At 34.4% G+C, this 23661-nt stretch carries 19 protein-coding genes; 11 read left to right on the plus strand and 8 right to left on the minus strand.

The features are described 5' to 3' along the window. Window positions 1-15: 15 nt before the first annotated feature. Window positions 16-1575 carry an AbgT family transporter gene (locus A9G07_RS10950; RefSeq protein ID WP_065735161.1) on the minus strand — a complete coding sequence of 520 codons (1560 nt, stop codon included), beginning with the start codon at window positions 1573-1575 and terminating at the stop codon, window positions 16-18. Between the two features lie 392 nt (window positions 1576-1967). Here A9G07_RS10950 and A9G07_RS10955 point away from each other — a divergent pair, with 392 nt between their 5' ends. From A9G07_RS10955 to A9G07_RS10975, 5 genes are all read left to right on the plus strand, one after another. Continuing rightward, window positions 1968-4232 (plus strand): aconitate hydratase, encoded by a 2265-nt coding sequence (locus A9G07_RS10955; RefSeq protein WP_065735162.1) that lies wholly within the window; start codon window positions 1968-1970, stop codon window positions 4230-4232. Window positions 4233-4251: 19 nt separating this feature from the next. Further along, complete coding sequence (icd, locus tag A9G07_RS10960; RefSeq protein ID WP_065735163.1) at window positions 4252-5514, plus strand: NADP-dependent isocitrate dehydrogenase; 1263 nt, start codon at window positions 4252-4254, stop codon at window positions 5512-5514. Between the two features lie 17 nt (window positions 5515-5531). Beyond that, window positions 5532-6887 (plus strand): citrate/2-methylcitrate synthase, encoded by a 1356-nt coding sequence (locus A9G07_RS10965; protein ID WP_065735164.1) that lies wholly within the window; start codon window positions 5532-5534, stop codon window positions 6885-6887. 138 nt (window positions 6888-7025) lie between these two features. Further along, window positions 7026-8564, plus strand: coding sequence for a murein biosynthesis integral membrane protein MurJ (murJ, locus tag A9G07_RS10970; RefSeq protein ID WP_065735165.1), 1539 nt, complete (start codon window positions 7026-7028; stop codon window positions 8562-8564). Between the two features lie 28 nt (window positions 8565-8592). After that, complete coding sequence (locus tag A9G07_RS10975) at window positions 8593-9522, plus strand: hypothetical protein (RefSeq protein WP_065735166.1); 930 nt, start codon at window positions 8593-8595, stop codon at window positions 9520-9522. Window position 9523: 1 nt separating this feature from the next. On the opposite strand, the gene dusC is transcribed toward A9G07_RS10975, so the two are convergent. The 6 genes from dusC to A9G07_RS11005 all read right to left on the minus strand — a co-directional run bounded on the left by dusC (window position 9524) and on the right by A9G07_RS11005 (window position 14475). After that, complete coding sequence (dusC, locus tag A9G07_RS10980; protein WP_065735167.1) at window positions 9524-10474, minus strand: tRNA dihydrouridine(16) synthase DusC; 951 nt, start codon at window positions 10472-10474, stop codon at window positions 9524-9526. Further along, entirely contained in the window at window positions 10465-11244 is a 780-nt protein-coding gene (locus A9G07_RS10985) for a molybdopterin-synthase adenylyltransferase MoeB (protein ID WP_065735168.1), read from the minus strand. The genes dusC and A9G07_RS10985 overlap by 10 nt, the downstream gene beginning before the upstream one ends. 76 nt (window positions 11245-11320) lie before the next feature. Continuing rightward, window positions 11321-12640 carry an amidohydrolase gene (locus A9G07_RS10990; protein ID WP_065562435.1) on the minus strand — a complete coding sequence of 440 codons (1320 nt, stop codon included), beginning with the start codon at window positions 12638-12640 and terminating at the stop codon, window positions 11321-11323. A 20-nt stretch (window positions 12641-12660) separates the two neighbouring features. Next, window positions 12661-13110 (minus strand): hypothetical protein, encoded by a 450-nt coding sequence (locus A9G07_RS10995; RefSeq protein ID WP_065562434.1) that lies wholly within the window; start codon window positions 13108-13110, stop codon window positions 12661-12663. 10 nt (window positions 13111-13120) lie between these two features. Then, window positions 13121-13897 carry a DUF3100 domain-containing protein gene (locus tag A9G07_RS11000; protein ID WP_065562433.1) on the minus strand — a complete coding sequence of 259 codons (777 nt, stop codon included), beginning with the start codon at window positions 13895-13897 and terminating at the stop codon, window positions 13121-13123. A gap of 32 nt (window positions 13898-13929) precedes the next feature. After that, window positions 13930-14475 carry a cysteine hydrolase family protein gene (locus A9G07_RS11005; protein ID WP_065735169.1) on the minus strand — a complete coding sequence of 182 codons (546 nt, stop codon included), beginning with the start codon at window positions 14473-14475 and terminating at the stop codon, window positions 13930-13932. 285 nt (window positions 14476-14760) lie between these two features. Here A9G07_RS11005 and aspS point away from each other — a divergent pair, with 285 nt between their 5' ends. The 5 genes from aspS to A9G07_RS11030 all read left to right on the plus strand — a co-directional run bounded on the left by aspS (window position 14761) and on the right by A9G07_RS11030 (window position 20190). Beyond that, window positions 14761-16518 (plus strand): aspartate--tRNA ligase, encoded by a 1758-nt coding sequence (gene aspS / locus A9G07_RS11010; protein WP_065735170.1) that lies wholly within the window; start codon window positions 14761-14763, stop codon window positions 16516-16518. 10 nt (window positions 16519-16528) lie between these two features. Beyond that, window positions 16529-16978: a dihydroneopterin triphosphate diphosphatase gene (gene nudB, locus A9G07_RS11015; RefSeq protein ID WP_065735171.1), complete on the plus strand. Its 450-nt coding sequence runs from the start codon at window positions 16529-16531 to the stop codon at window positions 16976-16978. Between the two features lie 15 nt (window positions 16979-16993). Then, window positions 16994-17410: a hypothetical protein gene (locus A9G07_RS11020; RefSeq protein WP_065735172.1), complete on the plus strand. Its 417-nt coding sequence runs from the start codon at window positions 16994-16996 to the stop codon at window positions 17408-17410. Between the two features lie 50 nt (window positions 17411-17460). Continuing rightward, window positions 17461-18924 carry a 4-hydroxy-3-polyprenylbenzoate decarboxylase gene (ubiD, locus tag A9G07_RS11025; protein ID WP_065735173.1) on the plus strand — a complete coding sequence of 488 codons (1464 nt, stop codon included), beginning with the start codon at window positions 17461-17463 and terminating at the stop codon, window positions 18922-18924. Between the two features lie 192 nt (window positions 18925-19116). Next, the gene (locus tag A9G07_RS11030) at window positions 19117-20190 is read left to right on the plus strand and encodes an SEL1-like repeat protein (protein ID WP_065735174.1); all 1074 of its coding nucleotides are present in this window, start codon (window positions 19117-19119) and stop codon (window positions 20188-20190) included. A gap of 11 nt (window positions 20191-20201) precedes the next feature. Here the strand turns inward: A9G07_RS11030 and ppc are convergent, their stop codons facing one another. Further along, window positions 20202-22844: a phosphoenolpyruvate carboxylase gene (ppc, locus tag A9G07_RS11035; RefSeq protein ID WP_065735175.1), complete on the minus strand. Its 2643-nt coding sequence runs from the start codon at window positions 22842-22844 to the stop codon at window positions 20202-20204. 324 nt (window positions 22845-23168) lie between these two features. On the opposite strand from ppc, the gene A9G07_RS11040 reads away from it, so the two are divergent. Beyond that, entirely contained in the window at window positions 23169-23660 is a 492-nt protein-coding gene (locus A9G07_RS11040) for an NADH-quinone oxidoreductase subunit J (RefSeq protein WP_065562425.1), read from the plus strand. Window position 23661 lies beyond the last annotated feature (1 nt).

Here is a 23661-nt window from a genome sequence, read left to right on the forward strand (position 1 = left end):
AATCCTTATCTGCGATTAACTAGTTATTGGAGGATAGACATAACCACTATCAAAACCGATAGGAAGACCTAAAAACCAAAACAGTAATAAATTTATTGTCAAAGCAATTAAGAGAGCAGCCGTATATGGGATCATCATCGAACTCAAAGTACCCACACCAGTGTTTTTACAATACTGCTGACAATAAGCAATGATCAAAGGATAAAAAGCAAACATAGGCGTGCTAACATTAACTGCTGAACTGATACGATAAGCTGCTTGGGTTAATTCTGGCGAGATCCCCACAGACATAAGCATCGGAACAAAAATCGGCGCTAAAATAGCCCATTTGGAAGAGGCTGAAGTGATTAACACATTAAGCAGACTAGTTAGAATTATTACGCCAAAAATAGTAACAACTGATGGCAAATGTAATGCTTTTAAAAACTCAGCTCCACCAATAGCAATTAAGGTACCAATTTGTGAGTTTGAAAATACATATAAAAATTGCGCACAAAAGAAAGCAAAAACAATAAATGGAATAAGTGACTTAGTAATATTTTCCATTGATTTGACGATATCTCGCGATGATTTAAATGCGCCAGTGATAAAGCCATGAATTAAGCCTGGTATTGCAAAAAATACAAATAACAACGGCACAATAATTTGCATGATTGGTGCTTTGTTACTCGTCATACTACCGTCGGGTGCGCGTAATAAAGAATCTTCTGGTAATAAAACCAATACTAAACCGACAGCAATAATTAAAAAAACAGCTGATGCAATTTTAAATGCTTTATTTTCAATTGGTGAAATCTCAGGAGAATCAGCAATGTTATCTAATTGAATATCATTGTTTAAAGGCATCGTGGCATTTAAGCGAGGCTCAACAATCTTATCTGTAACAAACCAGCAGGCTATCAATACAAAGAAAGTACCACCAAAACTTAAAAAGTAATTACAAAGAACATTGACTTGATATGTCGGGTCAATAATTTGAGCGGCGCTTTGTGTAAAGCCTTGCATTATTGGATCAATAATTGAAGGGGTATAGCTTGAACTAAAACCTCCAGCTAATCCTGCAAATGCAGCAGCAATCCCCGCTAATGGGTGACGCCCTGTTGCATAAAACATCATTGCTGACACAGGCATTAAAATTACATAAGCAGAGTCTGACGCGATATGACAAACCATACTGACAAAAATAACTGATGGAGTAACCAGTTTTTTAGGTGTGATAGCTAATAATTTTTTGAGCAGAACATGAATATAGCCACTGCTTTCAGCAATACCAATACCCAATGTAGCTACAATGGTAATTCCAAGAGGTGGAAATGAGACAAAATTTGATACAAGTTTTGTAAAAAAGGTAACTAATTGGTTGGGTGCTAACATATTCACTACTGCCAGTTTTTCTTGCGTTACTGGATTAATATAATTAAAGCTGACAAAAGAAAGTAATAATGAAGCAACCAGACAAATTATTAATGCATAAAAGAAAAGAGTTGTAACATCAGGAATTTTGTTTCCAATTCGTTCTATTGTATTTAAAAATCCACCAGTTTTTAATGGTGACGTATTTTTTATTTGATTCATGAAAAAAAGTGTAAATATTATTCGGGAAAACAATGTAACATAGTTTAATAATGTAAGTAAACAATGCGTTGGCGCGATTTTAATGACTTAAAAAACCCCGTTCCTCAACTTTTTTTACATTATTTTTACTTATGGGATTTACTAATTTTGAATTTTCTTTAATGTGCATAATATTTAATATTTCGCTAGTATAGAATTCCTGTTAACGATGACATCTAAATTTATTGTTTTTAATCAAAGTTAACAATAAGTATTGCTGCAAGATTGCATAAAACAAAAATAATGCTATATTGTCTGAATATTTAATCATAAAAAAAGAATAAATATTCAATCATCCTGATTGTGAGTAAGGCTCTAAAGGATATTATAATATAAGCAATGGGAGCTTAATTATGGTTTTCGATATTGATTTAATAAAAGATATTTATCAACATTACCCGCAAAAAATTGATCTTATTCGCCAGAAAATTGGAAAACCATTAACCTTGACGGAAAAAATCCTTTATGCCCATCTTGCTGAAGGTGAAGAGCTTAAAGCTTATAAAAGAGGGGAAGATTATGTAAATTTTTCCCCAGATCGTGTCGCTATGCAAGATGCAACGGCACAAATGGCACTATTACAATTAATGAATTCTGGTCGTAAACGAGTTGCGGTACCTTCAACAGTCCATTGTGATCACCTTATTCAAGCTTATAAAAATGCCCATGATGATCTCATCATTGCTGAAAGTAATAACCATGAAGTTTATCAATTTTTACGTGATGTTTCGAACAAATATGGCATCGGATTTTGGAAACCTGATGCAGGAATCATTCACCAAGTAGTGCTTGAAAATTATGCCTTTCCTGGTGGTATGATGATCGGTACCGATTCGCATACCCCTAATGCAGGTGGCCTATCCATGATTGCCATTGGTGTTGGTGGCGCTGATGCTGTTGACGTGATGGCGGGTATGCCGTGGGAACTAAAAATGCCAAAAATTATTGGTGTAAAGCTAATTGGAAAATTATCTGGCTGGTCATCACCAAAAGATGTCATTTTAAAACTAGCTGGTATTTTAACCGTTAAAGGTGGTACTAATTCAATTATTGAATATTTTGGAGAAGGTACTGAGTCGTTATCAGCTACTGGTAAAGCAACAATTTGTAATATGGGAGCTGAAGTCGGCGCAACAACCTCAATCTTCCCTTACAGTAAAAAATCTGCTGATTATCTTGCCATGACTGGTCGTCAAGAAGTAGTGGATTTAGCTAATACATTGGTAGATTGTTTCAATCCTGATAAAGAAATTTTAAAGCAACCTGAAAATTATTATGACCAAGTTATTGAAATTAATTTATCTACCTTAGAGCCTTATGTGAATGGTCCATTCACACCTGACTTAGCTTATCCTATTTCAGAGCTTGCTTCTGCCGTAAAAGAACACGATTATCCAGACAATATGGAAGTTGGACTTATTGGATCATGTACTAATTCTTCTTATGAAGATATGATGCGCGCAGCTTCAGTTATTGATAGTGCTAATAAATTAGGCTTAAAAGTAAATGCAAAATTAATTATCAATCCTGGCTCAGAGCAAGTTAAATATACTTCTAAACGTGATGGCATTTTAAGTCGTTTTGAACAAGCAGGTGCTGCTATTATGGCTAACGCATGTGGCCCTTGCATTGGGCAATGGCGTCGTGATGAAGTTGCCGATGAACACAAAAATTCGATTGTCACCTCGTTCAATCGTAATTTTGCTAAACGTAATGATGGTAGCCCAAACACTTATGCGTTTGTTTGTTCCCCAGAAATTGTAGTGGCATTATCAATTGCAGGTAAATTAAGCTTTAACCCACTTACTGACCATCTCATTAATGTTAAAGGTGAAAAAGTGAAACTTACTGAGCCACTCGGTGATGAGTTGCCAAAACAAGGATTTGCGGTTGATGATGCTGGATATATTGGGCCAATAGCTGATGGTAGTGCAGTTGAAGTTCGTATCGATCCTCATTCAGATCGACTACAACAGCTTTTACCTTTCACTCCTTGGGATGGTAAAGATATTATTTCGCAACCACTATTGATTAAAGCAACTGGTAAATGTACCACAGACCATATTTCAATGGCTGGTAAGTGGCTAAAATTTCGTGGTCATCTAGATAATATTTCAAATAATATGCTAATAGGTGCGGTTAATGCCTTTAATCAAAAAACGAACTGTGTGTTGGATGCTCAAACGGGAGATTATGTTGAAGTACCTGCATTAGCACGTAAATTAAAATCACAAGGAATCGGGTCAATAGTTGTTGCTGAAGAGAATTATGGTGAAGGTTCATCAAGAGAACATGCTGCAATGGAACCACGTTTTTTAAACGTTAAAGCCATTGTGGTTAAATCGTTTGCTCGTATTCATGAAACCAATCTAAAAAAACAAGGTATGCTTGCTTTAAACTTTGTCAATAAAGATGACTATGACAAAATTCGTGAAGATGATCAAATTAGCATTACTGGACTCAGTAATTTTGCTCCTGGAAAAAATCTAACATTAACCCTTCATCATCGTGATGGTAGTAAAGAGTCTTTCGCCGTTTCGCACACTTACAATCAAGCACAAATTGAATGGTTCAAGGCAGGTAGTGCATTGAATAAGTTAAAAGAAGAAGTTAAGTAAAATAAGAGGAATAGACAATATGAATCAGCAAGTTTCAATTGAAAATGGACAATTAGTTGTCCCAAATCATCCAACGATTCCTTTTATTGAAGGTGATGGTGTGGGTAAAGAGATTTGGCACGCTGCTCGAGCTATTTTTGATAAAGCAGTTGAAAAAGCTTATCAAGGTAAGCGTAGTATTCAATGGAAAGAAGTACTTGCTGGTGAGAAGTCGTTTAATTTAAATGGATCATGGCTACCTGAAGAAACCATGAGTGCCTTCAAAAATTATCTTATCGGTATCAAAGGACCATTAATGACACCTGTTGGCGGAGGGATTCGCTCACTAAATGTTGCATTGCGACAAGAATTAGATCTTTATGTTTGTTTGCGCCCTGTCCGTTGGTTCAAAGGTGTTGAATCACCAATAAAGCATCCTGAAAAAGTAAACATGACCATTTTTCGTGAAAATACCGAAGATATATACGCCGGTATTGAATGGCAACAAGGTTCTGATGATGCTGAAAAGTTTTATCATTTTTTATCTGAACAAATGAAAGTAACTAAAGTTAGGTTCCCTAAAACCTCAGCTTTTGGAGTGAAACCTGTCTCAATTGAGGGATCTGAACGCCTAATACGCTCAGCAATCAAGTATGCATTACAACATAAATTACCGTCTGTGACCCTTGTTCATAAAGGTAATATTATGAAATTTACCGAAGGTGGATTTAAGCAATGGGGTTATGAACTTGCGGAAAGAGAATTTGCTGACGCAGTTTTCACCATGAATCAATATGCAAAAATTCAGAAGGCCCAAAGTAAAGCAGCAGCAGAACAAGCATTACAAACCGCTAAAGCAAACTCTAAATTAATTATTAAAGATGTTATTTGTGATGCATTTTTACAAAATACATTATTAAAACCTGAGGACTATTCTGTTGTTGCAACATTAAATCTCAATGGTGATTATGTATCGGATCAGCTGGCTGCCATGGTTGGTGGTATTGGTATTGCGCCAGGTGCTAATATTAATTATTTAACCGGACATGCTATATTTGAAGCAACACATGGTACTGCACCTGATATAGCAGGTCAAAATCAAGCCAATCCATTATCGCTTATATTGTCAGGAGTGATGATGTTTGAATATTTAGGTTGGCATGAAGTAGGACAATTAATCACTAATGCGATGGAAAGTTTGTTTCAATTAGGTAAAGCAACAACTGATTTAGCACGCTTTATGCAAAATGGACAATCATTATCAACAACTCAATTTACTCAAGCAGTAATCGATAATTTATAATTCAAAGGGGATGGTTAATGAAAGAAAAGTTCTTGGTTTATAAATTATCGGAAACCATTAAAAATACTAGTAAAATTGAATCGCAGTTATTCGAACAATTTAATGTAAAACGTGGATTACGTAATGCAGATCATACTGGTGTATTAGTTGGATTAACCAAAATTGGTGATGTATTAGGCTATGAACGCTTAGAAGATGGTTCACTAAAACCAATTGCCGGTAAATTATTATACCGAGGAATTGATATTGAAGAGCTGGTTCATAATGCTCAACAAGAGCGACGAACTGGGTTTGAAGAAACTATCTACTTATTATTATCTGGTTACTTACCCGATAAAGAAGAATTACGAGATTTTTCACGTTTACTCTGTGAGTCGATGGCGTTAGAAAAACAAACTAAGATTGCCATAATGGAACTTGAAGGCCATGATGTGATGAACATTTTGGCTAGAACTGTTCTTGAAATGTATACTTATGATCCTGAACCTGATGATACCTCACGTGATAATTTAATGCGTCAATCCATCGATTTAATTGCTAAATTCCCAGCAATTATTGCTTATGCTTACAATATGTTAAGTCATAGTGCTAAAGGTAAATCACTGCATATCCGCCATCCACACGAAGATTTTTCAATTGCAGAAAATTTTCTCTATATGATGAAAGGATCCGGTCGATACACAGAACTTGATGTAAGAGTACTTGATTTAGCCATGATTATTCATGCTGAACATGGTGGCGGGAATAATTCAACTTTTACCGTTCGCGTAACGAGTTCTACGGGTACCGATACTTACTCATCTATTGCTGCAGGTATAGGATCATTGAAAGGCCCATTGCATGGTGGGGCTAATTTGCAAGTAGGAAAAATGCTTAAACATCTTTCCGAAGAGATTAAAAATTGGACTGATGCAGATGAAATTGATGCATATCTACAACGTATTTTAGATAAAGAAGTATTTGATCGAAAAGGGTTAATTTATGGTATTGGTCATGCGGTTTATACTGTATCAGACCCAAGAGCCATGTTGCTAAAAGAGATGGCCCATAAACTTGCTCAAGAAAAAGGCCGAGAAAAAGAATTTAACTTTCTAAACTTACTTGAGGAACGTGCGATTCATGCAATAGTTAATCGTAAAAATGCCAGAACTAAAAAACAAGTCTGTGCTAATGTCGATTTTTATTCAGGTTTTGTTTATGACATGATTGGGTTACCAAAAGAAGTTTACACGCCATTATTTGCTATGTCGCGAATCGTTGGATGGTGTGCTCATCGCATTGAAGAACTTAATTTTGATGATCGTCGAATTATACGTCCTGCCTATAAAAACATTGGCGAACTTATGCCTTTTATTCCTTTGAAAGATCGTTGATACATATACCGTCAGTATCATTCTGACGGTGATATTAAAATGGCTGTTTATTAAAAAATCATGGTGATTTAGAACAATAGTTTGTAGACTATGCTTCATTAACCGTTTTTGACTATGTACTTGGTACATAAATCGTATATGAATCTTTTAAAATCTTTAGCTACAGTTAGCTCAATGACAATGGTTTCACGCGTTTTGGGGTTTGTTCGTGATGCTATTATTGCCCGTTTTTTTGGAGCGGGAATGGCTACGGATGCATTTTTTGTTGCTTTTAAACTGCCCAATTTACTTCGACGAATTTTTGCTGAAGGGGCTTTTTCCCAAGCTTTTGTACCGATTTTAGCTGAATATAAAAATCAGCAAGGCATTGAGGCTTCACGTACTTTTGTGGCTTATATCGCAGGTTTATTAACACTGGTATTAGCTATCGTTACTTTAATTGGTGTTGTAACTGCACCATTTATTATAATGATAACTGCACCAGGTTTTATGCAAGAATCATCAGATAAATTTGAACTTGCAACAATTATGCTACGAATTACTTTTCCTTATATCTTTTTTATCTCACTTGCATCATTAGTGGGTGCTATACTTAATACTTGGAATCGTTTTTCTGTACCTGCATTTGTGCCAACATTGTTAAATATTAGCATGATTGCTTTTACCTTATTCTTAACCCCTTATTTTAATCCACCAGTGCTTGCATTAGCTGTTTCTGTTGTGGTGGGGGGAATTTTACAATTGCTATATCAGCTACCTTATTTGAAAAAGATTGGTATGTTGGTTTTGCCTCGTATTAGTTTTAAAGATAGTGGTGTTTGGCGAGTGTTAAAGCAGATGGGTCCCGCTATCTTAGCTGTATCAGTCGGTCAAATATCGTTAATTATTAATACAATATTTGCATCATTTTTGATTTCAGGTTCTGTTTCATGGATGTATTATGCTGATAGATTAATGGAATTTCCTGCAGGTGTACTAGGTGTTGCATTAGGAACTATTTTGTTACCATCTTTAGCCAAAAGTTTTGCCAAAGGTGACCACAAACAATATTCAGAGTTGTTAGATTGGGGACTTCGCCTCTGTTTTTTATTAGCTTTGCCAAGTACTGTGGCATTAGGTGTTATTTCTAAACCATTAATATCAACTCTTTTCGAGTATGGTCAATTTACTTTAAATGATACTTTGATGACTCAACGCGCATTAGTCGCTTATTCAATTGGTTTGCTTGGATTAATTTTGATTAAAGTATTAGCCCCCGCATTTTATTCCAGACAAGATATTAAAACACCGGTGAAAATTGCAATAATAACCCTTATTTTAACGCAATTGATGAATCTGGCTTTTATTGGACCTTTACAACATGCAGGCCTTTCATTATCAATTGGACTTGCAGCATGTTTTAATGCTGGTTTATTGTTTTGGCAACTTCGTAAGAAGAAACTCTACCAACCACAACCAGGTTGGTATCGATTTTTACTCAAGGTTATTATTGCTGTTTTATTGATGTCAGTAGCGTTGTGGTTTGGAGCTCAGTTATTACCCGATTGGTCTACAGGCTCAATGCTAACTAGAATTGGATATTTATTCTTGCTAGTTATTGTTGGTATTTGTATCTATTTTGGCTCGCTGGCCTTGATGGGCTTTAAAATAAAACATTTTATTAAAAGAATTGAATAAGTTGTGGTATTGATAACAAGGAAGTTAAATGCAAAAAGTATCTTTTTTTAAATTGCCGTTAACAGGATGTTTAGTTTATTTTTTATTTAGCACATTTTTGAATACATCTTTTTTATATTTGCAGCACAATGCTTCAATTCCAGATAATATGTTTTGGTATTTCTTTTTTGAATCAGATTTTTTATTTCGGTTTTTATTTGAAAAAAGTTTTATAGAAGCATTATGGGTTTTTGGTCTTTTAGCGGTCTTCTTTTATTCTTTCCATATTCATATTGTTAATAAAGCTAATATAGTTTCACTAATCATTTTAATGTTGATTTATTCAATTATTGCATCTTTCATTGCAATTAATACAAACGTTAAACCCCAAAATTATCACCTTTATTCAATATTATTTAGTTTAGCATTTGCTATTATTCGTTATTCACTCGAAGTCTTGCTTTTGTATTATTTAATTGACTTTTCTAAAATTTATTTTGTTAAAGATCAAAATGAATTTATTTTGACTAAAAAAAATTCCTCTGAAATTCACTTTATTCTTTTTTCTATTTTTAGTGGCTTTATATTGATTAAAGGTTTTAACCTTCTTTATGAACCTCTTTCAAAAAAATTTGATATTTCTAATTTTTTTACTGCTATTTATCTGAGTGCTTTATTATTGGGTCTTGTATTGAGCAAACGATGGTTTCATATTTTTTCTAATAAAGTTATCTATATAAAACTTTTTAAAAGTGTATCAATATCAAATATTTTAATTTTAGCCGTTGTTTATATTATCTTTACCATTATTTATGACAATCCAACCAAATACTATATTGATTTGTTTGATATATTATTTAAGTATATTCGTATATTATTTTTATTGATATTTCTTATTTTATGGATTTGCCTAGTACTTAATAAAATAACTAAATATTATTTTGGTAAGACAAATTTTAAGAGTGCCAAAACCAGTTAGATTAATTATTTAATTTAGTTTTCAAAAAATCACAGATTTCAATTTGTGATTTTAATTGTCTTATTTCAGGCAGTAATACCGATGCTTCTGGATAATGCTGTTTTAAATAAGCTAACCATTGTTTAATTCGAGCAGAATGATAAAGTGGCTTTACATCGTCAATAGCCGTCATCGAATAACTAAATAGTATTTTTATGACTTCTTGCCAGGTTAATGATGAATGTTTATAACGAATTTTATTAGCTAAATTAGGAATATTTAGTATCCCACGGCCAAGCATGATGTCATTTGTTTGGCTATGTTTTATGCAGTTGTAGGCATCTTCAATAGAAAAAATTTCGCCATTAGCAATAACTGGAATGGTTAGTTTTTGTTTTATCTTTCCAATTGTTGACCAATCAATTTTATCAGCTTTATATCCATCTATTTTTGTTCTACCATGAATGACAATTTCATTTGCTCCTGCATTTTCAATTGCTTTTGCAATTTCGTAACAGCGGGATTTATCTTCCCATCCTAATCGAATTTTAACTGATAATACGGGATTAGAACCTATTGCTGTTCTAACTTGATTCACAATGTTATATATCTGATTCGGATATTGTAATAAATAAGCACCACCATGGTTGCCTACTACTGTTTTAGCCGGACAGCCAAAATTAATATCTACACCATAAGAGCCTAACTCGATAGCTTTAACGGCATTTTCTGCTATCCATTCTGGTGATTGTCCCAGTAGCTGAATACGTACAGGCGTTCCTGATATTGTTTTGCCATCATTATGAAGTTCTGGGCATAGTCGGAAGAAAGTTCGATTAGATAATTTATGGTTGGTCACTCTTACAAATTCAGTTACACAATAATCAAACTTATTAATTTCAGTTAATATTTCTCGAACATGATAATCAAGCACTCCCTCCATTGGTGCTAAAATAATTCGATTTATTTGCATTTTATGGCCTGTGTAGTATGTTGATTTCCACAAATAATACAATTACTTTGTTTAGCAAATGTAACTTGGTTAAACTCCATCGTCATACCATCAACCATCAATACTCTCCCAACTAGAGGTTTCCCATACTTGGTAAGTACTTTGATGGACTCTAGTGCTTGAATTGAACCAAACATACCGACTAATGGCGCCATTATGCCTGCTTCAATACAAGTAAGCTGGTTTTGACCAAATAATTGACTTAAGCAATGATAACATGGTTGATCATCTTCATAATTAAATACAGTCAGTAAACCTTCCATTCGAATTGCAGCCCCTGAAACTAAAGGTTTTTTTTCTTGAAAACAGCAACGATTAATTTGTTCACGACTCGTTAAATTATCAGTGCAATCAATGACGATATCATGCTGTTTGATTACTGTCATTAATTCACTATCAACCAGCTTCTGATTAATGGTGTCAATAATCATATTTGGATTGATTTGGCTTAATTCTTGCTTAGCTATATGAACCTTATATTGATTTATGGATTTTGGCGTGTATAAAATTTGTCGATTCAAATTTGATTCGGATATGGTATCAAAATCAATTAAAGTCACTTTGCCTATGCCAGATGCAGCTAAATAGAGGGATGCAGCACAACCTAACCCGCCTAATCCAATAATTAAAACTGTACTGTTTTTTAAAACTTGCTGCTTATCAATATCAAAACCATGCAAAGCTATTTGCCTGTCATAACGAAACAATTCTTGGTCGGTAAGCGTTAACATATGAAGTTATAAAGATTGATGATGAAGTGGATAGTATAACAAAAACTTGGCACAAGATTGTGCCAAGTTTTTAACTTTATTTGTCAAAACCCGATAGGAATTTTAAATATTCTTCCTTAGACATTAACGGTTTGTAATTCGCCATTAATGTTTCGGCTGGTTTCGCATCATCATAGAGCAAGTCAATAATGGTACAAGCCATCATTTGAGCAGGGCGAATATAGGCCATATCTTCATCAAATACAGTATAGTCTTTTCCATGTAAAATACCTCTAACCGAACCAATCCAAGGGTGACTTACTGGCATAATATGAGATAGGTCGCCAGTATCTGTACTTCCAGTCATATGTGGTGCGATTGAAACGTTTTCTTCACCAATTAAATTTTCAGCATTTTGCTTTAAAAGGTCATTAAGTGTTGGGTTATTATGTAATGGTAGGTAGCCTGGTAAATCTTTAATTTCACAAGTTGCACCAACAGCCATTGCACCAGCTTTTAATGCTTGATTGATTCTTTCATTCGCATCAATCATTGCAGGAACATTACCTGCTCGTACATAGCTTTCCATTCTTACATCGCTTGGTACAACATTTACTAAGTCACCACCTTGGGTAATAATTGGATGGAAGCGAATATAATCTTTTTCTTGAAAGGTTTCGCGAATAGCATGAACACCCATCATCCCCATCATAGCTGCATTTAAAGCATTTACGCCAGCATGAGGGGCTGCTGCCGCATGAGCTGCCTCTCCCTTATACTTAATTAATTTTCCAATAAAACCATTACTTGTGGTTGAGATTTCAATAAAACCATCCTGACGTTCATTTGGGACGCTTGTTAAATGTATTTGTAATGCCATATCAACATCATCAAAATCACCTCGTGAAATCAATTCTGGTTTTCCGCCAATGTATTTGATTTTGCCTTCTTCAATTAATCGGTTTCGATAGGTAATTTCAACATATTCTTCTGCAGGGACAGCAAATGGTACCACATCACCGGCTAAAAATTGCATTGCACCTGAGTCAATTAGCCCCATAGTGACAGCCATCATATTAGCGATTTGCGCATTATGTCCACAACAGTGAGCCGCTCCTGAAGTTTCGTCTGCGGCAGGGTGGTCGGCACAAATAATTGCATCGAGCTCGCCAATAATGGCAATGCTATATTTACTTCCTTTCCCACCTTTTAATCGACCTTTAACACCAGTTAAGGCTAATTTATTTTTAAATGGAACACCTAATTTCTCTAAAGCGTCTTCTACTTTTTTAGCTGTTTTATGTTCTTTGTAACCAAGTTCTGGCTCTGACCAAATTGCTTCAGCAATCGACTTGATATCTGCTTTTCGATTTGCAATTGCATCGCAGACTTTTTTCTTTAGTTCTTCTTTAGTCATAAATAAAATCCTTATCCAAATTAGATAACGCCTTCCCAATGTAAAGTAATTTGAGCAATTAGGGCAGCAAAAATAAACGTACCAGAAAAAACAGCTAAAGATACGGGAATGATACGCCAAGATATATTTTTAAATAGCGCAAGATCTTTACCAATCGCTAATCCCGCATAAGCAAGTACTGGTGTACAAACAGCAAGTAATGAGACTTGATCTGTAATTGCAACCACTTCTTGATGATATGGGAATATCGGTGCTGATACAATAGCAGCAACAACGGATACCCATAGAATTACAGGAAGTTTATTTAATACAGGTAATTTACTTATTAATAATCCTGCAATAGATATGACAACTAACACAGCTAATGCTTGAAGCGATAGCATAAAATCAATTTTATATCCTACAGTGTTACCTGCTGCCATGATAACGGCTACTAAAATAAGTACAAAAATTGTTTCTAAAATTTTCATATTCGATTCCTTATTTATTGCGACGAAGGCGAGCTAAAGTGTTATACATGAAAGAAGCGAAAGGCAAAGAAAATAGTGTATAAATATATATGCCTACAATACCAGACATTAAGTTCGCTGTTGTTGCATAAGCATTGATATTTTCTGATAAGTCAGGATATAAATCACTTATCGGTGCCAATGAAGCAGCCATCATGCTCCCACTACCTACTCCAGCTCCCATTGCTAAAGCATAAGGGTGAAGAATATTCAATTGTGCTATTATGCTTGCAAGGATACTCATCCAAATTGCACCATAAAGAGTCCCACATACATACATAGCCATAACACCTCGTCCTTCAGGTGAATCTAGCCCATATTTATCTGCAACAATAGCTATATTAGGTTCGCGAGCAACAGAGTAGGTTGCACCAACTGCCTCTCTTTTCATACCTAATAACATAGCTAATGGTAATCCTAGTAAAATTGTTCCTGCGAAATGGCCTAATTCTTGAAAAATTAGGGCTAACTTGGCATCGTTTAAAATCATGTCAATTTTAGGACCTACAGCCACACCAAGCTTTGCAATAAGTAATATTAATGTAACCATCATCACTAAACTGGCATGCTGCATATTTTTATTAGTTAATATTTTTAGCTTTGGTAGGCTGATTACACCGCCAAAGATCATTGCATATAACATTGGATAAACGGCGATAATCCATATTGATTGTTTACCGATTAGTTCGCAAATAATTACTACTAACAGTGCAATTATATGCAATTTATAGTCTCGTAAAACTTCCATTCCTGCTCCTTATTTTAATTTTTATCTATATTTTATATTACGGTTGCCCCTAAAGTGTTTTGAAAGTGTTTTAAAGCCCATTGATGACCGATTGGATCAAAGCTAGCAACTGCATTTTGATGAATAATCAATTTGTAGCCTAAATTATAGGCATCAATCGCTGTGTGTAATATGCAAATATCTGTGCAGACACCAACTAAATGGATTTCAGTAATATGCCTTTCGCGTAAGCGTAGATCGAGATCCGTACCACAAAATGCCGAGTAGTGTCGTTTATTCATCCAATAAATATTATCTGAATTCTGATGTTTTTGATAAAGAGTATGTAAATTACCAAATAACTGTTGCCCAAAAGTTCCAATAATATTGTGAGGGGGAAAGAGTTTATTTTCTGGATGATATTTATCTGAAGGGTCATGAGAATCAATCGCAAAAACGATAAATTGATTATTTTGGATGAATGATTTAGTTAAATTTAATATTTCTGACTCAATTTGTTGCCCAACAGAACCTGTAGTCAAAGCGCCATCGTCAGCGATGAAATCATTAGTATAGTCAATTGAAATTAAAGCTTTCATATCATATGAGTAATATCCAAATAATACTAAAGCTTAGTAATAAATATCTGATAAGACAAGCTCTTAAATAAATCATTTTAAAAGCTTATCAAGATAAAACGATTTTATATTTATTATCTAATTGAATTTAAAATAGTTTGTAAAAAAATGTATAAAGTAAAATTATTATAATAAATCGAGTATAAATAAATTAAATAGTGATTATTTTCAAACATAGTCTTTATACCCTGATAAATTGCTCTATAATAATTATTATTTTTGACAACTGTACACAGGATATTTTTAATGAGAACAATTTATTGCGGACAGCTAAACGCAAGTTATATTAATCAAGAAGTCACACTATGTGGATGGGTCAATAAACGCCGAGATTTAGGTGGGATGATTTTTATTGATATGCGTGATCGTGAAGGAATTGTGCAAGTTTTTTTTGATCCTGATTATCAACAAGCATATCAATTAGCTGGCGAATTACGTAATGAATTTTGTATTCAAATTAAAGGAAAAGTAAGAGCACGACCAGAGGGCCAAATTAATAAAGATATGGTAACTGGTGAGGTTGAAATACTGGCGACTGAGCTTGTGATTTTTAATCGTAGTGATGTTTTACCGCTTGATTTCAACCAAAATAATAGTGAAGAACAGCGTTTAAAATACCGCTATATAGATTTACGCCGTCCAGAAATGGCGACTATATTTAAAACTCGCGCAAAAATTACGGCATTTGTCCGTTCATTTATGAATGAGCATGGTTTTTTAGATATCGAAACACCAATGTTAACCAAAGCAACACCAGAAGGTGCTCGAGATTATCTTGTTCCAAGTCGAGTTCATAATGGTGAGTTTTATGCGCTTCCTCAATCTCCACAACTGTTTAAACAGTTACTGATGATGTCTGGATTTGATCGTTATTATCAAATTGTTAAATGTTTTCGTGATGAAGATTTACGAGCCGATCGCCAACCAGAATTTACACAAATAGATGTTGAAACCTCGTTTATGACAGCTGAACAAGTGCGCGAAATCATGGAAAAAATGATACGTGAACTTTGGTTGCATGTTAAAAATGTTGATTTAGGCAAATTCCCAATTATGACTTTTGCTGAGGCAATGCGTCGTTATGGGAGTGATAAACCTGATTTACGTAATCCGCTTGAAATTATTGATGTGGCGGATTTGGTTAAAGATATCGATTTTAAAGTATTTTCAACACCAGCAAATGATCCTAAAGGAAGAGTGGCTTTATTATGCGTTCCAAATGGAGCCGAACTAACACGTAAACAATTAGATGATTATACGCAATTTATCTCAGTTTATGGTGCTAAAGGTATGGCTTGGATCAAAGTTAATGATCGTAGTAAAGGCCTTGAAGGTGTGCAAAGCCCAGTAGCTAAATTTTTTAATGAACCTCAAATGGAAGCATTACTTAATCGTGCCAATGCTAAAGATGGTGATATTTTATTATTTGGTGCGGATAGTTATAAAGTAGTGAGTGATGCATTAGGTGCATTGCGTTTGAAAGTTGGTAAAGATTTAGGTATTACCGATGAGAGTAAGTGGGCGGTACTTTGGGTTGTTGATTTCCCTATGTTTGAGGAAACTGACGAAGGCTTAAGTGCAATGCATCATCCATTTACATCACCAAAAGATTTTACCCCAGAGCAATTAATTAGCAATCCTGAAAATGCAGTAGCTAATGCATATGATATGGTAATCAATGGTTATGAAGTTGGCGGTGGTTCTGTACGTATTCATCGCAGTGAAATGCAGCAGGCTGTCTTTTCTATTTTAGGAATTGATGAACATGATCAGCGTGAAAAGTTCGGCTTTTTACTTGATGCATTAAAATATGGTACGCCACCTCATGCGGGTTTAGCATTTGGCCTAGATAGATTAACTATGCTGTTAACTGGAACAGATAATATTCGAGATGTTATTGCCTTCCCGAAAACGACTGCAGCAACATGTTTATTAACTGATGCGCCTAGTCCTGCAAATCCTACAGCTTTAATGGAATTAGGTATAGAAGTGAGCAAAAAATAGCGATATTTATATGCAAAAATATAAGAACCCTGAGTCAGTATTAGTCGTTATTTATTGTAAACGGACTTTGCGTGTTCTTATGTTGCAACGTAAGGATGATCCTAATTTTTGGCAATCAGTTACAGGTAGTATGGAAGATAAGGAATTACCTAGAGATACGGCAATTCGTGAAGTTTTTGAAGAAACCGGTATAGATATTAACGGAGAAAATCTTAAATTAATTGATGCAAAACATACGGTTGAGTTTGAAATTTTTCCTCAGTTTAGATATCGGTACGCACCAGAAGTAAAGATAAATAAAGAACATTGGTTTTATTTAGCTCTTAATGATGAAATAACGCCATTGCTTACTGAACATTTATCTTATCAATGGTTAACTATAAATAGTGCAGCCAATCTTACTATATCGCCAAATAATTGTGAGGCTATTAGTAAAATTGGCTCAATTGATAAAAATTAATACAAGAGATCCAAAATGAAACTTAGCCATTATGTTATTTCGTTATTCAGCTTGTTTTTTGTAATATCTATCAGTCATGCAGAAATGAATATAAAAAAATGCAAAGTAACTAAAGAAGAAGCTTTAATTTTTGATGAATATGATTCACAAATCGCTGAAAAAATTATTGATTACAAGTTACATAATCAACCTGAAAAAAGAGAAAATAGCATTATTAAAATTTTTACAAATGAAAATAGTGAAGATCGTAATTATTGGTTAGCATCGATACAAACTGATGACAAATCAGAATTTTATCTATTTTATCAAGTTGATAAAAACGAAATTATTGAAGTTGACCAAAAACAATTTGAAGCATTATTACCTAAAATCGTTGAATGTAATCAAACAAAACAACTTCCCATATATAGTGAGAACTTTGATGAAGATTAGTTAATCTTCATCAATTAGTATTTCAATAGCGAGAGTTAAAAGGAGTAATAATGTCGTTGTCTAATTTTCGTGATTTTTTAGATTACCTTGAGCAGCAAGGTGAATTAAAACGCATTACTTATCCAATTAACCCTCATCTTGAAATGACCGAGATTGCTGATAGAGTTTTACGCTCTCAGGGACCAGCTCTATTATTTGAAAACCCAATTGGCTATGACATTCCTGTACTTTGCAATCTTTTTGGAACAGCTAAACGAGTTGCTATGGGGATGGGGCGAGAAAAGACTACAGAGTTAAGAGAAATTGGTGAATTACTAGCTTTTTTGCGAGAACCAGAGCCACCCAAAGGTATTCGACAATTTTTTAATATATTACCTAAATATAAACAAGTTCTAAATATGCCGGTAAAACGGCGTTCCTCAGCGCCTTGTCAGGAATTAATATTTAAAAATGATGAGGTCGATTTAACTCAATTGCCTATTATGCATTGTTGGCCAGATGATGTAGCTCCACTTGTAACTTGGGGACTAACTATAACTAAAGGACCACATAAAGATCGTCAGAATGTAGGTGTTTACCGATTACAGCTACTAGGTAAAAATAAATTAATCATGCGTTGGTTGTCCCATCGAGGTGGGGCACTTGATTTTGCTGAATGGCAACAATCTTATCCAAATGAAAAATTTCCTATTAGTGTAGCTATTGGGGCTGATCCTGCAACAATATTAAGTGCAGTAACACCAGTACCTGATACCTTATCTGAATATGCTTTTGCTGGATTATTGCGTAATAGCCGAACAGAAGTGGTCAAATCATTATCAAATGAGTTAGACGTTCCTGCAACCGCCGAAATTATTTTAGAAGGTTATATTGATCCCCATGAGCAAGCTGTTGAAGGGCCTTATGGTGACCATACTGGTTATTACAATGAAGTCGAAAAATTTGCGGTTTTTACAGTTACACATTTAACCAGACGTAAAGATGCAATTTATCATTCTACATATACGGGTAGACCTCCAGATGAGCCGGCTGTAATGGGATTAGCATTAAATGAAGTATTTATCCCGATATTACAGAAACAATTTCCTGAAATTGTTGATTTTTATCTACCTCCTGAAGGTTGCTCTTATCGTATTGCCATTGTGACAATCAAAAAACAATACCCGGGCCATGCTAAAAGAGTGATGATGGGTGTATGGTCTTATTTAAGACAATTTATGTATACTAAATTTATTATTGTTTGTGATGACGATATTAATGCTAGAGATTGGAAAGATGTTATGTGGGCTATTTCGACAAGAATGGATCCACACCGAGATACAACATTTGTTGATAATACGCCAATTGATTATCTGGATTTTGCTTCACCTATTTCCGGTTTAGGCTCTAAAATGGGACTTGATGCAACTAACAAGTGGCCGGGTGAAACTAATCGTGAGTGGGGTAAAATTATTACTAAAGATGCTAAAGTAGTCGCTCATATTGATGAAATTTGGGACGAACTTGGATTGTGATAGCTTTTGTTAAATAATTAATTATATTTTTTTATAATAAGTCCGATTAAGCGATTTAATAATATTTACAATATTAGAATAACTTTAACTTTCAATTAAATAATAAAAAAAAGTATATTTAAAAAAACAAAACTATTCCCCTTTTAATCAATTATGTATAATTATTGCTAATATTATGACATTTAAAAAATTATGAAAAAACTTCAAATTATATTGGCTTTGGTGTTATCTATCTCTTGTGGAGCAGTTGCAAGCGAAGCTAAAACACAATCGGATACTGAGTTAAAAGTAAGTGACCCTAGTTCATTAATTCCTTCGTTGCTAATTGCTGCTGAAAAGGGTGATATGCAATCACAATATATGCTAGGAACAATTTATAAGCAGGGGTTAGGGGTTGAGGTTAATGATCTAAAGGCTTTTTTCTGGTTTAAGAAAGCCGCTGATCAAGGTTTAGCTAAAGCTCAAAATAATTTAGCTTATATGTACCAAAATGGTTTAGGGACTAAAGCTAATTTATCTGAGGCATTCAAATTGTTTAAATTGGCTGCCGATCAAAATTATGCTTTAGCTAAATATAATTTAGCTTTGATGTATAAAAATGGTGAAGGCGTAGAAAAAAAAACGTCTACCGCAATTGATTATTTTACCCAAGCTGGCGATCAAGGTATTTATGATGCTTATTTAAATTTAGGCATTATGTACTTTGCGGGTGATGGCGTTGATAAAGATCGCCTGGTAGCGGCCGATTGGTTTAGTAAAGCCGCAAAAGATAACAATCCAGAAGCACAATACTATTTAGGATTAATGTCCCAAACTGGTGACGGTTTAACCCAGGATAATGTTGCTGCCCTTTATTTTTATACTCAAGCGGCCGAACGCGGTTATGTACTAGCAATGTACAATTTAGGCATTATGTATGCAACCGGAACAGGAACAAGACCAGATAACACTCAAGCCGCATATTGGTTTACTCAAGCCGCTGAAGGTGGTAACGCTGATGCACAATATAATATAGCGGTTATGTATGATGTTGGCGGGGGAGTTCCTAACGATGAACAAAAAGCAATCGATTGGTATACCAAAGCAGCCAAGCAAGGAAGTGTTGATGCGCAATATAATTTAGGTATTAAATATTTAGAAGGTGAAGGCGTTAAAAAAAATGATAACCTAGCAGTTTATTGGTTTACTAAAGCTAGTGAGCAAGGGGATACCGACGCTAAGGCTTATTTAGAAGAGATAGCTAAAAAAAATAAAAAGGGCGAATAAGCCCTTTTTTCTTATCCTGAATTTCGCATTCCTGCCGCAATACCAGAAATGGTAATCATTAATCCCTGTTCAACTATAGTATTTTCGTTATCATTTTTACGAGAACGACTTAATAATTCTGCTTGTAATAAATTAAGTGGTTCAATATATGTATTACGTAATGCAACAGACTCCGCAATCCAAGGTAAGTCTGCCATCAAGCTAATATCATCAGTAATCGTTAATACGGTATTAATATCTTCGGTTAATAAATTTCTTAACTCCTCTCCTAATGGCCATAATGTAGGAGAAACTAGCCTTTGTTCATAGTACTCATGAATATTCGGCGCCGCTTTAGCGTAAACCATTTCCAACATACCTAATCGGGCATTAAAAAATGGCCAATTATGATACATATCTTTAAGTTGTTCTTTTTTGCCCTCATTGATAACTTGCCTAAGTGCGCTTCCTGCACCTAGCCATGATGGAACCATTAGGCGATTTTGAGTCCAAGCAAAAATCCACGGAATTGCTCGTAAACTTTCTATTCCTCCACCGGTACGTCGTTTTTGTGGTCGAGAGCCTAGAGGTAATCTTCCAAGTTCGGTTTCTGGTGTAACTGATCTAAAATAATCAACAAATTCAGCTTTTTCTCTTATGTAGCTACGATAACATTGGCATGAATAATCAGACATTTCATCCATAATATCACGCCAGACTTGCTTCGGTTCAGGAGGTGGTAATAAATTAGCTTGTAAAATAGCTGATGCATAAAGCATTAAGCTACTAAGTGCAACTTCAGGTAAACCAAGTTTGAACCGAATCATCTCACCTTGTTCTGTAACACGTAAGCCACCTTTTAATGATCCTGGTGGTTGTGACAGCAAAGCTGCATGAGCAGGAGCACCTCCCCGTCCGATTGAACCTCCACGACCATGAAATAACACCAAGTTAACATTATATTGTTCAAATAAATTAACTAATTCTTCTTGTGAACGATACTGTGCCCATGATGCTGCGAGAGTTCCTGCATCTTTTGCTGAATCAGAATAGCCAATCATAACCATCTGCTTGCCATTGATTTTTTCACGATACCAAGGAATATCTAAAAGCTTTTGCATAACAGATTTTGCATTATTTAAATCTTCTAAGGTTTCAAACAAAGGCGCAACAGGAATATTTTTTTGGCAATCAACAATTTTTAAAAGTAAGTAAACAGCTAGGACATCAGAAGGTGCTTTTGCCATCGAAATGACATAAGACGCAATCGATTCTTCACCTGCTTTTTTGATAACACGGCAAGTGTCTAATACTTCTTTAACCATTTCATCTGGTTGCCAATTATAGGGTAGTAATGGTCGATTAGATTGTAATTCGGTTAATAAAAATTCTTGTTTTTCTTCTTCTGACCATGAAGCATAGCTGCCTAAGTTTAACTCTTTAGTTAAGGCGTCTAACGCTTCAGTATGCACTGAACTATCTTGACGTATATCTAATCTAACTAATTGCAATCCAAAACTTTTAATACGTCTTAATGTATCTAATAGTGGGCCATGAGCAATAGTTGACATTCCGTTTTCAATTAATGATTCATAACATGTATAAAGTGGTGTCCATAATTGTTCATTCTTTATTAAAAGATCATTAGGTGCTAAAACTTGTTCATTATTTAATAATGCAACTATGTAGCTATGGGTTTTAGTTAAACGTGAACGTAACTGTTTCATTACAGCCCGATAAGGCTCTGATGCTGTTTTATTTTGTTCATCTAATAAGTCAATGACTGATTGGCTACATTCAGTCATTGATAATTCACGAACTAAAATTTGAATATCAGCTAAAAATAGTTCAATTGCTTTTAATCTAGCTTGCAACATCACCCTTCCTGTAACTTTAGCTGTTACATTTGGGTTGCCGTCTCGATCTCCCCCCATCCAAGAGGTAAATTTCACTGGAACATGTTCAACAGATAGTTCAGCATTGAATGCATCAACTAATTGGTCATTAAACTCACGTAAGAATAACGGGACGCCTTCCCATAAACTATCTTCAATTACAGAGAATCCCCATTTAGCTTCATCAAGAGGAGTAGGGCGTTTTTTACGAATTTCGTCGGTGTACCATGCTTGGCAAACAAGTTGTTTAAGGCGACGCATGATACGTTCTCTTTCATAATCCGCTAAATCGTTATGATCAAGTTGTGACAAACAATTATTAATAGCGGTATAAGTATTAATCATTGTTCGGCGATTGATTTCAGTTGGATGTGCAGTAAGCACTAACTCAATAGATAAATTATCAATAGCTTGTTCAATTGTTTTAGGCGCGAAATTTAAATTTTTAAGTGTTTTAAATAATTCGGTCATTTTTTTAGGGCTGCTCGATGCTTCCCCATGTGGTGAAATTCCATAATACTCAGCAGCAGTATTAACTAAGTTTAAAAATTGATTAAACGCACGTGCAACATGGAGTAAATCTTGATCATTAAGATTTTCAATCAATCTTAGTAATTCATTATGTGCTTGTTTGTTACCTTGTTGAGCTGATTTTGATAACTGCCTTATTTTTTCGACCAAATCGAAAGTTTCATTCCCTGTTGCTCGTTTAATTGCATCGCCCAATAATGTACCTAGCATATTGACGTTGCTTCGCATTGATGAGTATTGGCTATTCATTCTATTCTCTACTTTGTTTATATTTTGCCTAAGAGCCTTTAAGCTGTATGACCAAAAATTAAAGAAAAAGGTATAAATATAAGTTAATTGCTCAGGATATATACTTTATAACAATGTTGTATTGAATTTAAATAATAAAATCTTATAGTTTTTATTATTTCCATCGTTTTTATTATATTTGGTAAAAATAACATTCTGTTGACTATATAAAGATAATAAATTATTTAGAAAGAATTTTTTGTATTAACGAAACGTTAGTAAACTGTATATTGTCGTCGATTGGGTATATACTAATATCATTATGAATAAGTATTGGATTATCTAATGATCGTTGTTTTTTATATTGCATCGATAATAGCTATTATTGCTAGTTTAAAAGTGATTTTTTGTAGAAGGGTAGAGAAGGCAATTTTATATCTCGCTATTTCACTTTTTGCATCAGCATTAATATTTATTCTGTTACAAACATATATTTCAGCTGCTTTATATATCCTCTTTTTTATTTGCGGTGGCATAATCCTTTTTTGGGGTGTTTCTTTAAAGCTTAAAATTCGTAATGATAATGTTGAAAATAATAAACATGGTATAAGTCCTAAGATTTGGTTGGGGCCATTAGTTTTGGCATTCATATTGTTAGTTATTCTTATATATGGTGTAGTAAGCACTGACTATTCACAACTTAAAGAAACACATGAATTAATGCATCAAATGTCTATCTATGCTTATATTTTGATGACGGAGTTAGCTGCATTTTTGTTATTAGGTGCAGTAGTTATATCTTATCATTTTATGCATCGAATGTTTTCGGAGAAATAAC

It is taken from the genome of Gilliamella sp. wkB72 (assembly GCF_001693745.1).
In the GTDB taxonomy this organism is placed as follows: Bacteria; Pseudomonadota; Gammaproteobacteria; order Enterobacterales; family Orbaceae; genus Gilliamella; species Gilliamella apicola_E.